Annotated in this window: 30 protein-coding genes; 27 read left to right on the top strand and 3 right to left on the bottom strand. The window is 44.7% G+C overall.

Translation table 11 applies throughout. The features are described from left to right. The first annotated feature begins 40 nt into the window (after positions 1–40). Genes KO464_05670 through KO464_05590 form a run of 17 tightly spaced genes read left to right on the top strand, consistent with a single transcriptional unit; the run spans position 41 to position 7,212 of the window. Entirely contained in the window at positions 41–967 is a 927-nt protein-coding gene (locus tag KO464_05670; GenBank protein MCC7572859.1) for a winged helix-turn-helix domain-containing protein, read from the top strand. Further along, the gene (locus KO464_05665) at positions 942–1,436 is read left to right on the top strand and encodes a hypothetical protein (GenBank protein ID MCC7572858.1); all 495 of its coding nucleotides are present in this window, start codon (positions 942–944) and stop codon (positions 1,434–1,436) included. The genes KO464_05670 and KO464_05665 overlap by 26 nt, the downstream gene beginning before the upstream one ends. After that, positions 1,433–1,750 carry a hypothetical protein gene (locus KO464_05660; protein MCC7572857.1) on the top strand — a complete coding sequence of 106 codons (318 nt, stop codon included), beginning with the start codon at positions 1,433–1,435 and terminating at the stop codon, positions 1,748–1,750. The genes KO464_05665 and KO464_05660 overlap by 4 nt, the downstream gene beginning before the upstream one ends. Next, a complete protein-coding gene (locus tag KO464_05655) occupies positions 1,747–2,016 on the top strand; it encodes a hypothetical protein (GenBank protein MCC7572856.1) in 270 nt (89 codons plus the stop codon). The genes KO464_05660 and KO464_05655 overlap by 4 nt, the downstream gene beginning before the upstream one ends. Further along, complete coding sequence (locus KO464_05650; protein ID MCC7572855.1) at positions 1,994–2,140, top strand: hypothetical protein; 147 nt, start codon at positions 1,994–1,996, stop codon at positions 2,138–2,140. The genes KO464_05655 and KO464_05650 overlap by 23 nt, the downstream gene beginning before the upstream one ends. Next, entirely contained in the window at positions 2,133–2,411 is a 279-nt protein-coding gene (locus tag KO464_05645) for a hypothetical protein (GenBank protein ID MCC7572854.1), read from the top strand. Before KO464_05650 ends, KO464_05645 begins: the two co-directional genes overlap by 8 nt. Continuing rightward, a complete protein-coding gene (locus tag KO464_05640) occupies positions 2,408–2,704 on the top strand; it encodes a hypothetical protein (protein ID MCC7572853.1) in 297 nt (98 codons plus the stop codon). Before KO464_05645 ends, KO464_05640 begins: the two co-directional genes overlap by 4 nt. Beyond that, the gene (locus KO464_05635; GenBank protein MCC7572852.1) at positions 2,701–3,054 is read left to right on the top strand and encodes a hypothetical protein; all 354 of its coding nucleotides are present in this window, start codon (positions 2,701–2,703) and stop codon (positions 3,052–3,054) included. The genes KO464_05640 and KO464_05635 overlap by 4 nt, the downstream gene beginning before the upstream one ends. Next, positions 3,051–3,197, top strand: a complete 147-nt coding sequence (locus KO464_05630; protein MCC7572851.1) for a hypothetical protein — start codon at positions 3,051–3,053, stop codon at positions 3,195–3,197. Before KO464_05635 ends, KO464_05630 begins: the two co-directional genes overlap by 4 nt. A gap of 35 nt (positions 3,198–3,232) precedes the next feature. Further along, entirely contained in the window at positions 3,233–3,601 is a 369-nt protein-coding gene (locus tag KO464_05625; GenBank protein ID MCC7572850.1) for a hypothetical protein, read from the top strand. Then, positions 3,598–3,834, top strand: a complete 237-nt coding sequence (locus KO464_05620) for a hypothetical protein (protein ID MCC7572849.1) — start codon at positions 3,598–3,600, stop codon at positions 3,832–3,834. The genes KO464_05625 and KO464_05620 overlap by 4 nt, the downstream gene beginning before the upstream one ends. Before the next feature lie 33 nt (positions 3,835–3,867). Beyond that, on the top strand, positions 3,868–4,017 hold the full coding sequence (locus tag KO464_05615; GenBank protein MCC7572848.1) for a hypothetical protein: 150 nt from the start codon (positions 3,868–3,870) through the stop codon (positions 4,015–4,017). A gap of 28 nt (positions 4,018–4,045) precedes the next feature. Next, positions 4,046–4,264, top strand: coding sequence for a hypothetical protein (locus KO464_05610; GenBank protein ID MCC7572847.1), 219 nt, complete (start codon positions 4,046–4,048; stop codon positions 4,262–4,264). Positions 4,265–4,277: 13 nt separating this feature from the next. Next, on the top strand, positions 4,278–4,598 hold the full coding sequence (locus tag KO464_05605) for a hypothetical protein (protein ID MCC7572846.1): 321 nt from the start codon (positions 4,278–4,280) through the stop codon (positions 4,596–4,598). 39 nt (positions 4,599–4,637) lie between these two features. Then, positions 4,638–5,171: a hypothetical protein gene (locus KO464_05600; GenBank protein ID MCC7572845.1), complete on the top strand. Its 534-nt coding sequence runs from the start codon at positions 4,638–4,640 to the stop codon at positions 5,169–5,171. Positions 5,172–5,197: 26 nt separating this feature from the next. Then, the gene (locus tag KO464_05595; protein ID MCC7572844.1) at positions 5,198–5,716 is read left to right on the top strand and encodes a hypothetical protein; all 519 of its coding nucleotides are present in this window, start codon (positions 5,198–5,200) and stop codon (positions 5,714–5,716) included. A gap of 8 nt (positions 5,717–5,724) precedes the next feature. After that, on the top strand, positions 5,725–7,212 hold the full coding sequence (locus KO464_05590) for a hypothetical protein (protein MCC7572843.1): 1,488 nt from the start codon (positions 5,725–5,727) through the stop codon (positions 7,210–7,212). Here the strand turns inward: KO464_05590 and KO464_05585 are convergent. From KO464_05585 to KO464_05575, 3 genes are read right to left on the bottom strand one after another with little or no spacing between them, the layout of a single operon-like run. After that, the gene (locus KO464_05585; protein MCC7572842.1) at positions 7,202–7,582 is read right to left on the bottom strand and encodes a hypothetical protein; all 381 of its coding nucleotides are present in this window, start codon (positions 7,580–7,582) and stop codon (positions 7,202–7,204) included. The genes KO464_05590 and KO464_05585 overlap by 11 nt on opposite strands. Continuing rightward, positions 7,579–7,830 carry a hypothetical protein gene (locus KO464_05580; GenBank protein MCC7572841.1) on the bottom strand — a complete coding sequence of 84 codons (252 nt, stop codon included), beginning with the start codon at positions 7,828–7,830 and terminating at the stop codon, positions 7,579–7,581. Before KO464_05580 ends, KO464_05585 begins: the two co-directional genes overlap by 4 nt. Continuing rightward, positions 7,830–8,021 carry a hypothetical protein gene (locus KO464_05575; GenBank protein MCC7572840.1) on the bottom strand — a complete coding sequence of 64 codons (192 nt, stop codon included), beginning with the start codon at positions 8,019–8,021 and terminating at the stop codon, positions 7,830–7,832. The genes KO464_05580 and KO464_05575 overlap by 1 nt, the downstream gene beginning before the upstream one ends. 104 nt (positions 8,022–8,125) lie before the next feature. Between KO464_05575 and KO464_05570 the strand changes: the two genes are divergently transcribed. The 10 genes from KO464_05570 to KO464_05525 all read left to right on the top strand — a co-directional run bounded on the left by KO464_05570 (position 8,126) and on the right by KO464_05525 (position 15,553). After that, a complete protein-coding gene (locus KO464_05570) occupies positions 8,126–8,278 on the top strand; it encodes a DUF2080 family transposase-associated protein (protein ID MCC7572839.1) in 153 nt (50 codons plus the stop codon). Between the two features lie 486 nt (positions 8,279–8,764). Beyond that, positions 8,765–9,949, top strand: a complete 1,185-nt coding sequence (locus KO464_05565; protein ID MCC7572838.1) for a hypothetical protein — start codon at positions 8,765–8,767, stop codon at positions 9,947–9,949. A 189-nt stretch (positions 9,950–10,138) separates the two neighbouring features. Beyond that, positions 10,139–11,383 carry a hypothetical protein gene (locus tag KO464_05560; protein ID MCC7572837.1) on the top strand — a complete coding sequence of 415 codons (1,245 nt, stop codon included), beginning with the start codon at positions 10,139–10,141 and terminating at the stop codon, positions 11,381–11,383. 1 nt (position 11,384) lies between these two features. Further along, positions 11,385–12,479: a hypothetical protein gene (locus KO464_05555; GenBank protein ID MCC7572836.1), complete on the top strand. Its 1,095-nt coding sequence runs from the start codon at positions 11,385–11,387 to the stop codon at positions 12,477–12,479. Beyond that, complete coding sequence (locus KO464_05550) at positions 12,480–12,899, top strand: hypothetical protein (protein ID MCC7572835.1); 420 nt, start codon at positions 12,480–12,482, stop codon at positions 12,897–12,899. A gap of 6 nt (positions 12,900–12,905) precedes the next feature. Continuing rightward, positions 12,906–13,847, top strand: coding sequence for a hypothetical protein (locus tag KO464_05545; GenBank protein ID MCC7572834.1), 942 nt, complete (start codon positions 12,906–12,908; stop codon positions 13,845–13,847). A 9-nt stretch (positions 13,848–13,856) separates the two neighbouring features. After that, positions 13,857–14,186, top strand: coding sequence for a hypothetical protein (locus KO464_05540; protein MCC7572833.1), 330 nt, complete (start codon positions 13,857–13,859; stop codon positions 14,184–14,186). A 98-nt stretch (positions 14,187–14,284) separates the two neighbouring features. Beyond that, complete coding sequence (locus tag KO464_05535; GenBank protein MCC7572832.1) at positions 14,285–14,941, top strand: hypothetical protein; 657 nt, start codon at positions 14,285–14,287, stop codon at positions 14,939–14,941. After that, entirely contained in the window at positions 14,941–15,339 is a 399-nt protein-coding gene (locus KO464_05530; GenBank protein ID MCC7572831.1) for a hypothetical protein, read from the top strand. The genes KO464_05535 and KO464_05530 overlap by 1 nt, the downstream gene beginning before the upstream one ends. A 4-nt stretch (positions 15,340–15,343) precedes the next feature. Continuing rightward, complete coding sequence (locus KO464_05525; protein ID MCC7572830.1) at positions 15,344–15,553, top strand: hypothetical protein; 210 nt, start codon at positions 15,344–15,346, stop codon at positions 15,551–15,553. Positions 15,554–15,633: the final 80 nt, after the last annotated feature.

The raw sequence follows: 15,633 nt of genomic DNA, 5'->3' as shown, positions 1-15,633 counted from the left end.
TTCCAATCGTGCAGGGCAGAAAGTTCCAGAGAGTGGAACAATAGATGGAACTTTGGTAGATGAGAGGATTTTATCACTTCTGGACTCTGGCCTTTATCCTGCACAGATTGCCCGAAACATGGGAATAAGAAGGAATAAAGTATCTAGGGCAATTCAAAGGCTGGAAAAGTCTGGATTAATCGAACAGGTATCGGAGTGGCCTAAGCTATACAGGGTGTTAAGCAATACTGGGAACAAAGTTCCATCAAAGTTCCAATGTTCCAATAAATCCCTCACTGGGGATGAGAACACAAAAGCCTCATTTTCCATGCATAATATAGGCATAAGATATGATATCTTGTCCGCTCCTAGCACATTTACCCTTGACAAAGAGGTAAACTTGAACAATTGGGCCAAGGAATACACAAAACTGCCAGCTGTAACAATAGAAAAAACTACCAAAAGTGTGATAATTTACCCCAAGATTGAGAGGAAATCAAACTCCTATGATCTACTTAGCGAGGCTTTGAATCTTGCAAACGTCTATGCACAGAAGCTAGAGAACAGTTTCCTTGGCCTAAAGCTTTCTTTTGGGAAGATCAATAGAAAGCCCCACTTTGTACTTGAAGATCCTAAATTCAACTTTGGAAAATTCGACCAGTTCACCATACAAGGCCAGGACTGCCACATGGACGATTCAGATCAGGAAGGCACTGAGCTAGAGTTTGAGACACCGGAAGCCGCCATGGACTTTGCCAGGATGCCGCTATATCTAAAAGCTATTCTAGCATACCTGGAGAAATTAGATCTTAATTCTAAGGCCAGTAGCTATACATGCGCCTTCTGCAGTAATAAGGCCACTACAATAATGTATGGATTTACTGCATGTGATGCCCACAGGTCAAAGATTGAGGCTTATGGAGAGGGGCTTCATGCACAGATGGACTTCTTGAATTCAAGGCTTGGGAGGGATTTTTCTGACCTATAAGGTAGAAGATCCCCTTGACGTGGCACAGCAGAAGCTATTCGCTGGCATTCCTGACACACCGAGAAAAGGATTATCGAGAGACAGGAGGGAAACGGCCCTCATAACTTCAAAGAATGGGGTAGAACTTGAGATCAGGAACGGCTACCCTCTGGATAAATACTTTGTCACAGCCTCTGCAGGAATACTCCCTGAACGTGGCACGATGAATAACAAGGCCTTCATATCGATATCTCTTTTCCCAAAGATTGATTCTGACGGCAAGAGGGAAATCACACAGATGATAAAGTTAGGGCCAGAACAGTTGGACCTCCTGATATCTGATCTAATTCAGGTGTCTCTCACGTTGAGAACTTTAGAGCAGATGCCCACATATGACAAGGAGCAGCAGCTCAGGGGCATAGTTGAGAGGGCATTATCGCAGTGGAAGGGCTTCTATTTCAAAGTGAAGAACATCGGGGGCAGGCCATGAAGACCATTAGGCATTTTGACATGATCATCAGACGTGGCTACTTCTTTCTGAAGATATTCTCATTTTTTATTAATGTCGATATTGGAAGGAAAGAAAGACAGGATGATAGATTATTTGGAATCTATTACTACCGTCTAAGTCTTGTAACAATTCTATTATCAAACAGGAGATTCATATTCAAAATCGAATCAAGAATTACCCCTAAGGAAACATGCCCAATCTGCGGACTATTCTACCAGACATTTGCAGAATTGAAGCACGGGGCACATCCAGACTGTGAGCTGGCCCTAAAATTAACTAGAGGTGGTAAATGAAGCTATCCGAGTACGAGCCGACAAAAGGGCAGCTGGCCAAGATTCCAGAAGTTGAATTTAAGGCCACAGGCAGGGCAGGCTCGTTTCTCTGGGGCATAACTACGAAGGGGCATATCGCATCGATAGATCTCAAGCCTGATGAAGGGTGGCCGGACTACTGGTGCTCATGTCCTGATTCGTACAACAGGAAGAGGCCCTGCATACATGTACTGAAATTAGAAAAAATAGGAGATGAAAAAAGAAATGGAAAAAAGAACAGAAAGTGAAAGAATAGCAGATCTTGAATCTGCAAAAGCACACAGGGAGCTTGCAGAAGATCCCTTATCAGAAAACATGCCAGGAAGAAAAGAATGGCACATGGAAGAGGCAAAGAGGCTAGTGAATGACTGATGACGAGTTGGACCCATGTGTCATATGTGGATATCTAGCGACATACGAAGCCAAGATCACATTCGAGATTTCAAAGCCGAAGGAGTACGGGGCAGTGGCCTACGTTGACAAGGTGAAAGGCTCGCCTCTTTGCGAGGACTGCAAGAGGATATACATGAACAGGATAATGAGCATCATGGCAGAGCTCCACAAGGAAGACTCCCTCGAGGAAGATTTCCAGCAGAAGCTTGACCACACTCCATCAAAGGAGAAGGAAGTGGCAGCGGGATGAAAGTAGAGCTCAAATTCAACGAGAGATTCAAGGCCCCGCTTAAGAAAGGCACAAAGGTAGCAACCATAAGGACTGAAAAGAAGGGCGATAATGGAGACACATTCGAGGCATTCGGCAAGACCTACAAGTTCACCAACGTGTTCGAGTGCCACTTAAAGACGATAGAGGCCTTCCTTTACCCGAGGTGCGGATTCAAAACAGCCGAGGATTTTGTCAAGTTCTGGACAGAGCTTTATGGCAAGTATAGTCCTGACGAGAAAGGATGGATGCACTACTTTGAGGAAATTAAATGAGCAGGGACTACAAGATTCCAAAAGGAACAAAGTACACCATCACGATAGAAAAAACAACATATGCCGGGAAAGAGAGATTCAACTATTCAGCTGGCAAGCATTACGGGAATTGTCATTACAATGGCTACATGAAAGAGATCACGAAGGAAAATCTTGAAAGAGTTCTCCAAGACATTGAAAGGATTATAGGCGATTGGCAGGGGCATGATGGAATACTCCAGAGGATGGGCGACAAGGTAACTAGGGATAATCTATTTTTTTCTTCTGATTTTCCAGAATTAACATTTGCAGACATAGCTAAATTCCTGCTGCCAGAAGGGCAAAAGACAATCTTGGAGGCCTCAACTTGACAGAAGAAGCAACACCCTGGAAGATATTCTACAAGGAAAACAATCCATTCACAGGCACAAAGATCAACATCCAGTGCGAGGGCCCAGATAAGGCCGGGGTAGAGGAGCTTCTAAAGACAGTGAAAAAGGAGATGGTAAAATAGGTATAGTTGAGAAAGCAAATGCAAAAGATACCATCATGAGGCCCACTGAAACTGGCCCTAAAAACAGGCCCGATGCCCGGCTCTCAAAATACCCTGAGGTACCGTACTCCACCATCACCATCGACACTGGCCCTAAAATTGAGTCGGAGCTTTTCGACATAAAAGTGCAGCTCAAAAGCCATGACGAGATGATAAAGAAGATCTTAGACCTCCTGGAAAAGGACATCAATGTTGACGAGCCGCCAATCTCTCCAGAAGCTCTGGCCCTAATTTTAACGGAGCTAGAGAAGGGTGAAAAGGAAGTCGATATCGCACAGATGAAGGAAGTCGTCAAAGCCATGCCCGAGGCCTTCAAGCAGTTCTCAGACTCACAGGTGATCAGATTCATACGGGGGATGAAATGAATTCAAGACAGGAACTAATTGAAAGGCTATCAGACTTGGAGCATAAGCAGTGGATGAACTGGAGTAAAAACATAGCAGAAACTGAGAAAATAAGCCTTGAAAGATTCAATCGATGGCAGCAATTATGGATAGATTATATTGATCTAACAGAAGAACAAAAAGAACAGGATAGGGTATGGGCTGTACATTCTGTTAAAATATTTGAGAATTGGCTGCAGGGATTGATAAATTGACAGTATGTAGAATTTGCGGATGTTCTGATCACTATGCATGTCCAGGAGGGTGTTATTGGACTGAGCCAGTTCGGCAAGGAGACAATTATCACGGGCAAGCAGAAAATCTATGTAGCCGTTGCAGAGATAGAATCAAGAAATAATTTTTCTTTTTTTCTCACACCTTTCTTAATATGCCCATAAGCACTTTAGCTATATGGAGGTGTTTGCTATGGCACTGAATAAAACACAATTATTGGCAATCCTTGCAATTCTAGTGAATCTCGTGGGCCAGTTAGGCTTCAGCAACTATGCAGATCTACTGCAAACGATAGGGTCAGCAGTCATATCTATCTTAGTTCTATTCGGATTGGTCCAATTAGACAAAGTAGAGGCGGAGGCTAAGAAGCTAAGAGCTGCCATGCTCAAGGCCAAACTGATAAAGGAGTAAACGAGGTGTTGCAATGTTTGAATCGGCAAAAGAATATCTCGACAAGTTGAGAAAGAATAAGGTCTGGGTGAGGGGAGTTCTAGTCAATACCCTGAATAGGGAGGGCAACGAGTTCTGGTACCAGCTAAGGGAGCCAGCTGGGCTGAATACAAGCAACAGTAATTACAAGGAATCAAAGGTATTCCTGCAGTTCAAGGCTGCTGGATGGCTTAAGGCAACGGAGTACATCGACAATCTGAACAGGACTCAGGAGATTTACAAGTACGTCATAACTGGAACTGTCACCGTCAACTGCCCTAAAGTTGACCGCACTGTAAGCCCGCCCTGCTCATAGGCCTTATTATTTTTTTTATTTTCAAAGGAGAAAAACTAGATGCTGCTACTAGGGCCGGGGGAAGAAAAGGAAGTTACCTATCCTACATGCGGGGCAAATGCAAAGCAATCGAAAAAGCCGTGCAAGAGGCCTGCAGGGTGGGGCACTGATCACCCGGGTGAGGGGAGATGCAAGCTCCACGGCGGATCTTCTACTGGCCCTAAAACTGCTCAGGGCAGATTGAAAGTCGCACTCACCCACACAAAGCATGGCAAGTATAGCAAGTTACTGCAGAACTCGATGGACAAGAGCAAGTACTACAAGGAGATTGCCGAAAGTCTCCTGCCAGAATTTGAATTGGATCCAGAAGCTGCGGCAACTCAAGTGAGGATGGACACCCTGATAAAGCTCATGGCAAGGATGCAGTACCTCACATATCTTGACGTTCCCCTTGACAATGTTTCCGCAATAGCAAAGACTATCATGCAGATATTAGATGAACTGGACCAGGACGGCGGAGAAAAGCCCCCGGCAAGCATCACGGAGATTGAGGCCATTGTGGCCCTAAGAATGAAGAGGAGGGATTTCAAATAACAGATGATGAGATCATTACAAAAAAGATGGGGGTAAAGGCCCCGTATTACCTTTTCCAGCACAAAGTGAATAAAAAAACTATAGATAGCCTGGATAGTTACCTAAAAAAAGTCTATGAGGAAGGCGACAGGTGGCATAAAGAACTCTTCCCTTTCATGGGCAGGGCCTCAGTGATGAGGGAGCCGAAGTACAAGCACTACATAGAGATTGATACAGAGCTCCCGGAGATGGCCAAAGAAGCCTTCCGCCTCTACCCTGGGAGCCCACATGATCAGGTGGAGAACTACATGATAGATCATGACGATCTGACGGTAGCAGCAGAGGTCCCGATATACTCCTTCTTTGACAACGTCTCTGGCCACATAGACATCATAAGATTCAATGCCGGAAAGATTGAGATATGGGACTTCAAGAATTACAGGAACTATAACGTAGGCTCGCAGCTCTACTGGTACCGTAAGCTTTTGGCCCAAAATTTAAATATCCCCGAGGAAGATATCCAGGCGGGATTCTTCACCTATTTTAAGTCATTCATACTGGAGTAAGTGCATGGATGATACCCGGACTTTCCCAGAAGATTAACGAGTATTATAAAAAATTTCCAGAGGACTTTGCAACAGATTTTTTCACCTGGGAAGGGAAGGAGCTTTTCTTATATCCCTATGAGAGGGAATTCATCAGGGATGATTCGCAGTTCCAGGCATGGCTCCAGTCAAGGCAGACCGGGAAGACTATGACACTATCCGTCAAGGCGGCATCGCAGCTGTTATTGAACGATTATTTTTTCATAACAGCAACTGGAGTAAGGCTAAAACATGGGGTAAGGATCCTTGACAGGACAAAGAAGCTTTTGAGGAGCTCCCCATATTGGAATGACCTGATAAAGCCAATGACTAGAAAGGGCGGAGATACGGATTTGAGATGGGCAAAGACGGAGATATCCCTTTCAAACGGCTCTGGCATGGTAGCAATGGCCCTATCTGAAGACGGGGAATCGGCTGTAGGGGATTCAACACATCTGGCCCTAGTTGATGAGGTCGGAAGGATACAGAATGCGGATTCGATCATATCCTCAGTTTTAAGGCCAACACTACTAAAGACTGGCGGTAAACTGATACTTGCATCCTCTTCCTGGGGAAAGTACGGGAAGGGTGCGGACTGGTACAACATCGTGACATCAGGGAAATACAGTGTCCATAAAGTGAGCTGCTGGGAGGCATTAGAGCAGCAGAAAAAATACATAACAAAGCAGGAGTACAAACAGCAGGAGGACTTCCTCAAATCGGCAAAAGATGACAACCCGATCATATTCCAAATGCAGTATGAGAACTCCTTTGAAGGAGGCCTAGACAATCCCTTTGACTACGATGAAGTTGAGGCGGCTTTTGTTCCTGGAGAGTACGTCCCTCCTGATCCGCAGAGAAAATATATCTACTGCATAGACTGGGGCAAATCCCTCTTGACAGGAGACAAATCGGTAATAGCCATTATTGACGTGACAGATCCTGAAAACATTGCAGTGGTCCAATATCACTCTTTCCAGTCTCCCTATACATACGTCACAAAGAAGACAATAGAGCTGGCCTTAAAATTAGGGCCAAAGCCTTATGCGATCTTCCCAGATATTGGAGTTGGCGAGAATCAGATAGAGGTCCTGACCGCTGCCCTTGGCCCTAAAAATATCAATGTCGAAGGCTGCATGCTCTCTGCTGGAATATCCGAGCACCAGAGAGTGGAACACGGTGTAAAGAGAAGGACCATATCAAAGAACACCGCAGTAGAAGCACTTGCAAGGTATTTCCATGAGGGAAGGATTAAGATCTATTCAACTGACGATAAGATAAAAAAAGAATTTTTAGACTTCACAAAGGAAGTAACTGCAGCAGGAAATGTGAGATTCACCCATCTAGTCGGCCAGCATGATGATCATGTTGATACACTATTAATCGCCATGGGGGTCCTGAGATTTAAAAAGCCTCAAATAAAAGGAAGCAGGATAATAAAAGGGAAATATAAAAATAAAAATGCATTTACTTTTTAGGCTTGTCAGTCAAAGAATAGTAGCCCTTCTTGGCCTGGTAGATCTTACCGTTGGCAAGTGCATTTTCTATCAGGGGGACAACGGCTGACTCTGTGCTATTCAGGGCCTTTGCAATCTTGTCAGGATATCCCCATCCGTCCATGCTCTTTAGTGCAGCAACGATAGGGTCATCTTCAGGTCCTGGAGTTACTGGCTTGGCCTCATTTCTAGGGCCAGAATTGCCATAGCAGTTCTTTGAGCTCTGGATGTACATTGTGGACCAAACTCTAGTATAGCAGTCAAGGACCATATCGGGTGTAGGTATTCCAAGATCTCCTATCTGCTTGACCATCTCATTTACTATCCTAATAGCATCTTCTTCAATGCTCATGCTCTAATCACCTCCTCTAATATTTTTTCCGCCTGGAACATATTAATGCTGGAGAAGTTCCTGCAGGGTAAAAGCCCTATCTTAGTGAGGAATTGGACTTCCTCTTCTGTGAATTTCTGCCCCTCGCCAGAGCCCCTGACGTAGGTCATCCTGTGCCATCCACCCCGGCCAGTGGTAATTTTAAGGCCTGGGCAGTTCTTCTTGAGGTACCTCCTGAGTGATCTCAAATCGTCCTTGGAGAGGCTCATTAATTCCCCTCCACAAAATTTAGTATATTGAGGACGTTCTTGACCTCAAAGAGTATTCCTTCAAGCTTCTCATCTGACACAAGCCTCCAGTTGGAGAAGTCGTTCTTACCTTCAGATCTAGTTTTTATGGCCCCTTCAATAGAGGTCTTTCTTGCTTCAAACATTCTAATTGCAGTTTGCTTATCCATCATATTACCTCTTTATTTATCCTTATTAATCCTTACTATTACTTATATATAAAGCTTTCGGTCTAAACACGGAAAGATATATAAAGATAAATAAAGGAATATACATCATGGCGGTAATACGATTTGATAAGGAAAAAGGATGGCTTGAGGCCACGGTAACAAAAAGCGGAGGCGGGGGAGCTGTCACCGTACCAAGAGATTGGATTGGCCGAAAAGTAAGGGTCCAGATCATAGACGATGAGGAGAAAGATGGAAAATAATACCCCTTGTAACTGTATAGGGTGCGACTGGCAGGAGATCTGCAGCGCTGAGGACTATAGCGAGTGCCACATCCTTATACCAAGACGAGAGGTAGAACTGGCCAGATTAAAAAATTAGTAGGAGATATTATGAGGATAGGTAAAGTTATATTATTGCTTCTTACTCCCCTAGTATTCATTTATATTTTCATTTTGCATATACCATTGATAATTTTTAAGTTAATTAGAGTTTTATTTAGTGTTGACAAAATATAAATAATTCTATTTTTAAGGCCAGAATTATAGTATATTACTACTAGGTATATAATTTTTTTATGTCCGCTGTAACCCGCAAACCCCTACCCCTAAAAATAGGGCCTCGATTTGACCTCTTGACAGATTTATAAAACTGGACATTTGTTCAAATTTAGGGCCTAAATTTCATTTTTAGGGCCTAAATAATTTCACACCTTTCTTAATATGCATCTCCAAACATATAGATATACAATGAGAAATCCTTTTTCCAGAAAGACACCTGAGAAAAAACAACAGAACATTATAGCAAGGGGGGTATCCAGGATATTCTCCTTTGCAAGGCCTTTCTTTACAGAGACAAAAAAGACCGCAGAGGATCAGGTCCTGCCCCTTGCCCCAGAGAGAATGATGCAGCTGGGGCTAAATGCCTACATGAAGTGCGGGCAGGTGAACACCGCCTTCAACATGCTTGCAGATGCAACGGCCAAGGGATTTGAGGCTAGGGCAGAGGATGAGGCCTCGCAGACCATGATAGATCTATTCAATCAAAAGGTCATGATGGCCGACAAGGCAAAGATGTTAGTTCTAAATGCCCTGATCTTTGGCCGTGCGGTTGTGGAAATAGGAGAGGACCTCTTCAAGATCAGGGATCCTAGAAGCTTCATTGTAGATTGGGATGATGAAAAGCAGCTGATAAAAGAGATCTCCCAGCAGGGAAATCACCAGTTTTTAGACAAGAACAACATAGAGATATTCATAATGAAGAGGCTCTTTTCAGACGATTTATATGGCATCTCTGCAGCTCTCCCGGCCTTCCATACAGTTGAGCAGCTCCTGGAAATTAAGAAAGGCTCAAAGACCTTGATGAAGAGATTCTGGAAACCTTTTGCAATTTTCAAATATCCTGACACTGCCTCAGATGAAGAGAAAGCCGATGTCTACGAGATGGGCCAGGATGAGAGCTATGATTCATTCTACATGGTGCCGATGGATTGGGAGGTAGAGTTCAAGGGCCCCGGAAATGTTCAGATGAATGTCGACAAGTTGATTGACACAGCCTCAGATCAGATATTTGTCGATCTATCCTTCCCAAAGGCCGCCCTCATGGCAGATGCCTACAAGTCAGATACAGAGGCAAGGATCAAGCTCATGATCTATGAGGCAGTAAAGCCCAATCAGGACAAGCTGAAAACTTTCATTGAATACATCTATTTGAAGCATCTCGGTGTCAAAGCAACGGTCACCTTTGATAGGGTCAATCAGATGGATGCCCTGACAAATGTCCGCATACTTCAGGAGATAGCAGATGCTGTCGGCAGATACACCCAGATGACCCAAAAGATTCCATTAGGCCCTGAATCCCAGCAGATCACTCAGGAAGTAGTCGCAAGGCTGATTGAGGAAGCAGGAAACATATCAACGGAGGGCATCAGATGAGAGGCTTTCTAGTCAAGATCTTGGCCCTAATTCTGCTTATTCCAATATTAATCATCAGGAAATTTTACAGGAGGGGAACATGCTAGGGGATTTCCTTGGCGGATTTCTCTTAGGCCTCTGCTCTGGCATAGGGCTCATGGCCGCACTAGCAGCAATAATTAGTTTTTTTGACAGGAGGGAATAAAAGAAATGGTAAGAGATAGTAAGCAAAGTTTGAGTATAGCAAACGTGTCTGCACTCACTCTAACATACACAGGTACAGGCACAGCAACTGCAGCACTTGCAGCAAACACCCTGACAATAGCCAGAGCAAATGTTGAAGGATTCACACTAACATACACAGGTACAGGAACGGCCACAGTCGCCCAGGCAACAGACACCCTGACAATAGCAAGGGCCAACGTCCATGCTTTCTCGATAAGCTACACCCCGACAGCAGAGGAAACTGCAACAATCACAATAGATGCTACAAAGGTAATTCTAACAATAGACGGCACCCCTACAAACTATGCATTTGCAGACGGTGACAAGGATACAATCACAAAGATGGTATCGGTCCTCAATGCAGTTGAAGGGATCACATGCACTATAGATGAAGGGGCAACAGGGGCCAGCAATTCAAATCTTTTGGATGCAATGGTGGAAACAGATCTAGTGGCTGAAGCAGTCACAGCAACATACACCCCGGCAGATGAGACACACGATCTTACAAATGCGGCAAAAAACACCTTTACAGAGATCATAGCAATACTTCATGCAGAGGCCGACCTGACATGCACAATAGCCACAGAAATATCAGGAGATACAGACTCGGCACTTCTTGACACCTTGGAAGCAGCACCAATAAACACAGCCAAAACTCTGACGTACACCCCGGCAGATGCAACGTATGATCTCACACATGCAGATAGAAATCTTCTTTCTGAATTGATAGCAGAGCTAGATGCAGTAACAGACCTGACATGCACTGCAGTAACAACCCATACAGGAAATGCATCAATCCAGCTAGTGGCATTTGAAGCAGCACCAATAAACACAGCCTTGGCAATGACAATGAATTATGCAACTCTAACTGCAACATTCAACGATATAGGGGATGCAATCGGTGTCCAGGGATGGGACTCTCTGGCCCTATATGTAAAAGTGGAGATCAATAGCTCCCAGAATGCACGATTAAAATTCCTTGCAAAGACAGAGGTAGGCGACACGGATCTGTTCTTGATGGACCACAACAGGGTAAAATGCCCATATGCAACAATACCAGCGACTGAGGACTACATAGAGCTTGACAGCGATGCAGACCAGTTAATTGAAGTAGTTATTCCAGAACTATACGGAATCGCAGCCGTGCAGGTACAGGTATCAGCTGGGACAGTTGGGGAGACCGCAGGAGCAATAACATCAATCGAGTACATCAGGACAAAGGAGGGCTAAAATGACACCCTCAAAGAACGTGATGACAGATATTGCCCAGGAGCAGGGAAAGCCAGAACTACAGCAGCAACAGCCGGAGCAACAGTCCCAGGAGCCGATAGAGCAGCTAGATCAGGCCATGGTCGAGAAGATCAAAGAGGCCCTAAAAGATTTCAATGTCCGTGATATAAATCCAGGACCCGATAAGACCGTCACCGTAGTACTGGCACCTTACGAGCCTAACTTTGTAGAGAATGCGCAGTATTACCTGACTGAATTTACTCTGGCAGCCGAAAGGCCATGCCCTAAGACAGGTAAGACTATTCACACTGCAATAGGGCTTACACCAGGCAGATACAAAGCGAAGGATGGAACTTATGTTACCCTATCAGCAAAGGATGTTGAGAGGATATCGCCACTTTTTAGAAACAAGCCGTTACGATACGTTGATCATGATCTTGCAACACCAGAGTCAACACATGAAGGCCCTGACGTTGGAACAATTGTAGCATCGTACTACGAGCCTAGTTTGACTGCAATGATGTATGATTTTCTTTTAGACGATAAGCATGCTAATCTGGATCTATCAATGATTGGAGGGAGCAGCCCAAAGGTAGCAATTGGGGACATCGACATAGCGGACCACATAGCAATCATTCCCAAGTGCCAAAAAGATAAAAAATGCTTTTTGCCGCAGGACCCAAACACAGCAATTAGATTCCCGTATAGATCCAAAGTAATTGAAAATGCAATGCCCATGAGCATTGCAGGAGGAAAAACAATGGTAGACAACAAAGAGGTCGCCAAGGCATTAGCTGAAGTGGAGGCGATGAACAAAAACATTGCCATCGAAAAAAAGCCACTTGTCAAGCAGATAGTTTTGGCGGAAACAAAGATCGGTAAGTGTGTGGATCCTGAGGCCAGAATAGACGAGCTTTACAGCAAGGAGTTTTCCACGTTAATAGTTCTGGCCCAGGATGCTACAAAGGTAAGTGGAAAGGGAACTCCACAGACAGTTCCTGCAGGTCAAAAGAAAGAGATCAGCCTCGCCAAAAAGGCTGAGTCTGAGGATCTTCTTGAAGGCCTGATAGCTAAAAGACTAAGAGGAGGCGCTTAAATGGCATCTGAATCAACAAAGATGGGAGCTCTAAACGAGACAGAATGTACATTTGAATTCATAAAAGTTGCAGCTTCACAGACTCTGACAAAAGGAATGCTTTGCACTGTCGATGCTTCAGGAAATGCTATCGTATGCCCGACAAACTATGCAGGTGCTACACAGACCTACGTCATTGACGAGGACATCACAACAGCAGCTGGAGAGACATCAAGAGTTGCTAGATTTGTCAAGACCGGACCAGTAGCTTCAAAGATAGATGCAGCAGTCACAGAAGGCGCGACAATAATCCCCTCGGATGCAACAGCAGGGCAGATCGAAGTATTTGCAGGTACAAACTACAATCTTGCAATCGGGTATGCAAGGCCAACTGAAGTAGGCGGGACAAATGCCAGAATCGAATGGAATAAGATCAGGTGATGCGAAATGACTGACGAATTTAAAGAACTTGAAGCAGCCGAATACGGCGATCAGGACATAAATGAGTACTGGACTGCAGCCTTAAGAGGGGCAGCCAGAGTTGAATCAATCTTAGAGCTATCATTCCCAACAATCCCATTCCCACAGAACATGGGTGAGATTGTAAACGTCCCCTACGAAGGCATACTCTATGCAGAGGAAGGCCCTGTAAAGTCTTTGATTACAGAGTTCAGGACAGAAGAGCTAGACTACGTTCTAAATCAGCAGATATTGAGGAAATTCGGAATAAGATCCGTCTTTGACTCAGCAGCTCTTGCAACATCCCCGGACTGGAAGCTTAAGAGAAATCTTGCAAAACAGTACGATGCAGTCGCAAGAAAGCATAACTCCGTTCTAGTAACTGAGGTAAATTCACTAATCACTGCAGCAACAGCATGGCACTATGATGTCGCAACTGACGATACAATAGCCTACGATGATCTAAAAGGGGCAGCTACGACTCTCCACAATGCAGGCCACTACTGCGATCCAAAATATCCATACGTTCTATTAGTTTCAGCAGATGAAGCAATAGACCTTGCAAAGGATGATGACCTTCACAATGCAATGAGCACAGTTCCATCAGACCCAAAGAAAGAGTTAATCTACTCAGAGGAAAAAGGCAGGCTTCTATTTGACCTTGACAGGCCTTACAGGATGAAGGTCTACGAAGTTGACGGAATGACAGCAGGTTATGCAGCTCTAATAGATCCGGCAAACGGTGCGGCCTACGTCCAGCTTAAAGGATTTGAGGGAATCAGGTCCAATGAGGAAATGCTAAACAACTCTACAAAGCAGATAAAGACACAGAGCATTATGACATTCGGATTCCTTGACGACACAGACTCGCCAACTTCAGCAGGAGACACACCCGGAGTAGTCATCATAGACGTTGACACATCTTCATAAGGTGATTCATTGACTACAAAATTTTTTATTTCCTTTAATCCTGTCCCCATCCAGTTCCATGAGATATGGGACAAGGAGGGCAGGAGAATCAAGGCTGGGGCAGTCTTTGCACTAAATGCCGAGCCAGGGTCAAGGGATGACAGACTGGCCAATAAGTATGTCAAGATGAATACAATCCTTGCAATATCTGAAGAGGAGTACAAGAAGTACAAATTGCTAAGACGTGGAGAAATAGTCGCAAAGGAAGATGAGATCAGGGCAAAGCTTAACGGTAAGAAAGCACCAGGAGTTCCAAAGCCCAAGATTGAGACAAAGGAGACACCTAAAGTTAAGGCCTAGGGAGTTAGTTAATGACCCTCTATCTCACATCTGCGGCACTAGTAAAGAACAATCTCGGGGCGGACTACCCGGAACTGACCGATGCATCTATTGAGGCCATGGCTGTCAAGGCTGAGGCCTTTGTATTTTACTACACCCAGATATCCCCATCAATATCAAATCCTGACGGGATCACAATTACTTATTCCGGGGCAGGAACAACAGTAACTCTGGACGTTGCAGATGTTGATGATGTAAGGACTCTAACTCTTACAGTTGATGCAGTTGCCACAGCAATAGATCTTACAGCAACAGCTAACAATACTTTGACCAAGTTAGTATCCGTGATAGATGCACTGGCTGATTTCACTTGTGCATTGGCAACAGGGGCAACAGGAAGCACAAGCTCGGAAAGTCTAAATGACGTGGAAGCCCAGGACCTGATAGCAGAGGCCTACACTGCAACTTATTCAACTTACTCTTTTCCTACAAACTCAGAAACTCTTGGAGAGATGATGGCTGCAGCTGAAGATCTTGCAGTCTCATACTGCATTGCAAAGATACTTACAATTGAAGCCACAGGGATGGACTACAAGCTTGGGCAGATGGAAGTATCAAAAGAGGCCCTTTCAAGGGCCCTGATAAAGATCATGTTCTCATACAAGAACACAGCCAAAGATCATTTAGAGAATATCTCAGACGGACCAAAGAGGCCGAGAAATGCATACCTGATGAAGCCCACATCATCTTCAGCAAACGTGATGGAGAGCTTGTAATGGCAGCGCCGAGAATAGCCTTTGTTGACGTAAGTGCAACAGCATACTCTCTTGACACTTCAGTTCCTATAGACTTTGGGACTGTAGTAAGGGGATCATCCTCAGCAGCCACTGCAGTTTACATCAAGAACTTTGAGACTGACGTTGACTTAATAGCTGTGGAGGTAGACTGCATAGAGCATCCTTATGGATTGCAGGTAGGGGCAGCAGATGAGACTTACAATGCAGTTACCTTTTCGGCATCTTCAGGTGGCACATATGCGGCAGGCCCTTACTACGTAGGCACGGTCTGGGCTAATACTGCAACTACGGTCTTTTATGCTAAATGGACTCCGCCATCAACAGCAGCTCTTGGGGCTAGGATCTGGGCCATGAGGGTGAGCGGGAACTATGAATGAGGTAATGACCGCCGAGGGTATCAAATGCCCCAACTGTGGCATGATCTTAAACAGATTCTGCTCGAGGACACCTTTGGATAGAATTGGAGATGTGATCACTACGAATAATCCATGCGAGAAGAAGGACGGCTCGGGCTGCAAGAGGCCTGTAAGGATTGACTTCATCATAGCTGACAATGATGGAGGGTATAAGTATAGGGTGGTGAAAGATTAATGGCAATAATTGATGATTGGACTTCAGATGCGATAGTTGATGATGATACACTTGCACCTTCAGCCTTCATGGGGATGGCT

The organism is Methanofastidiosum sp., assembly GCA_020854815.1.
Classification (GTDB): Archaea; Methanobacteriota_B; Thermococci; order Methanofastidiosales; family Methanofastidiosaceae; genus Methanofastidiosum.
The sequence above is the reverse complement of the archived record's forward strand: the minus strand, read 5'-3'. Positions and strand labels throughout refer to the sequence as shown.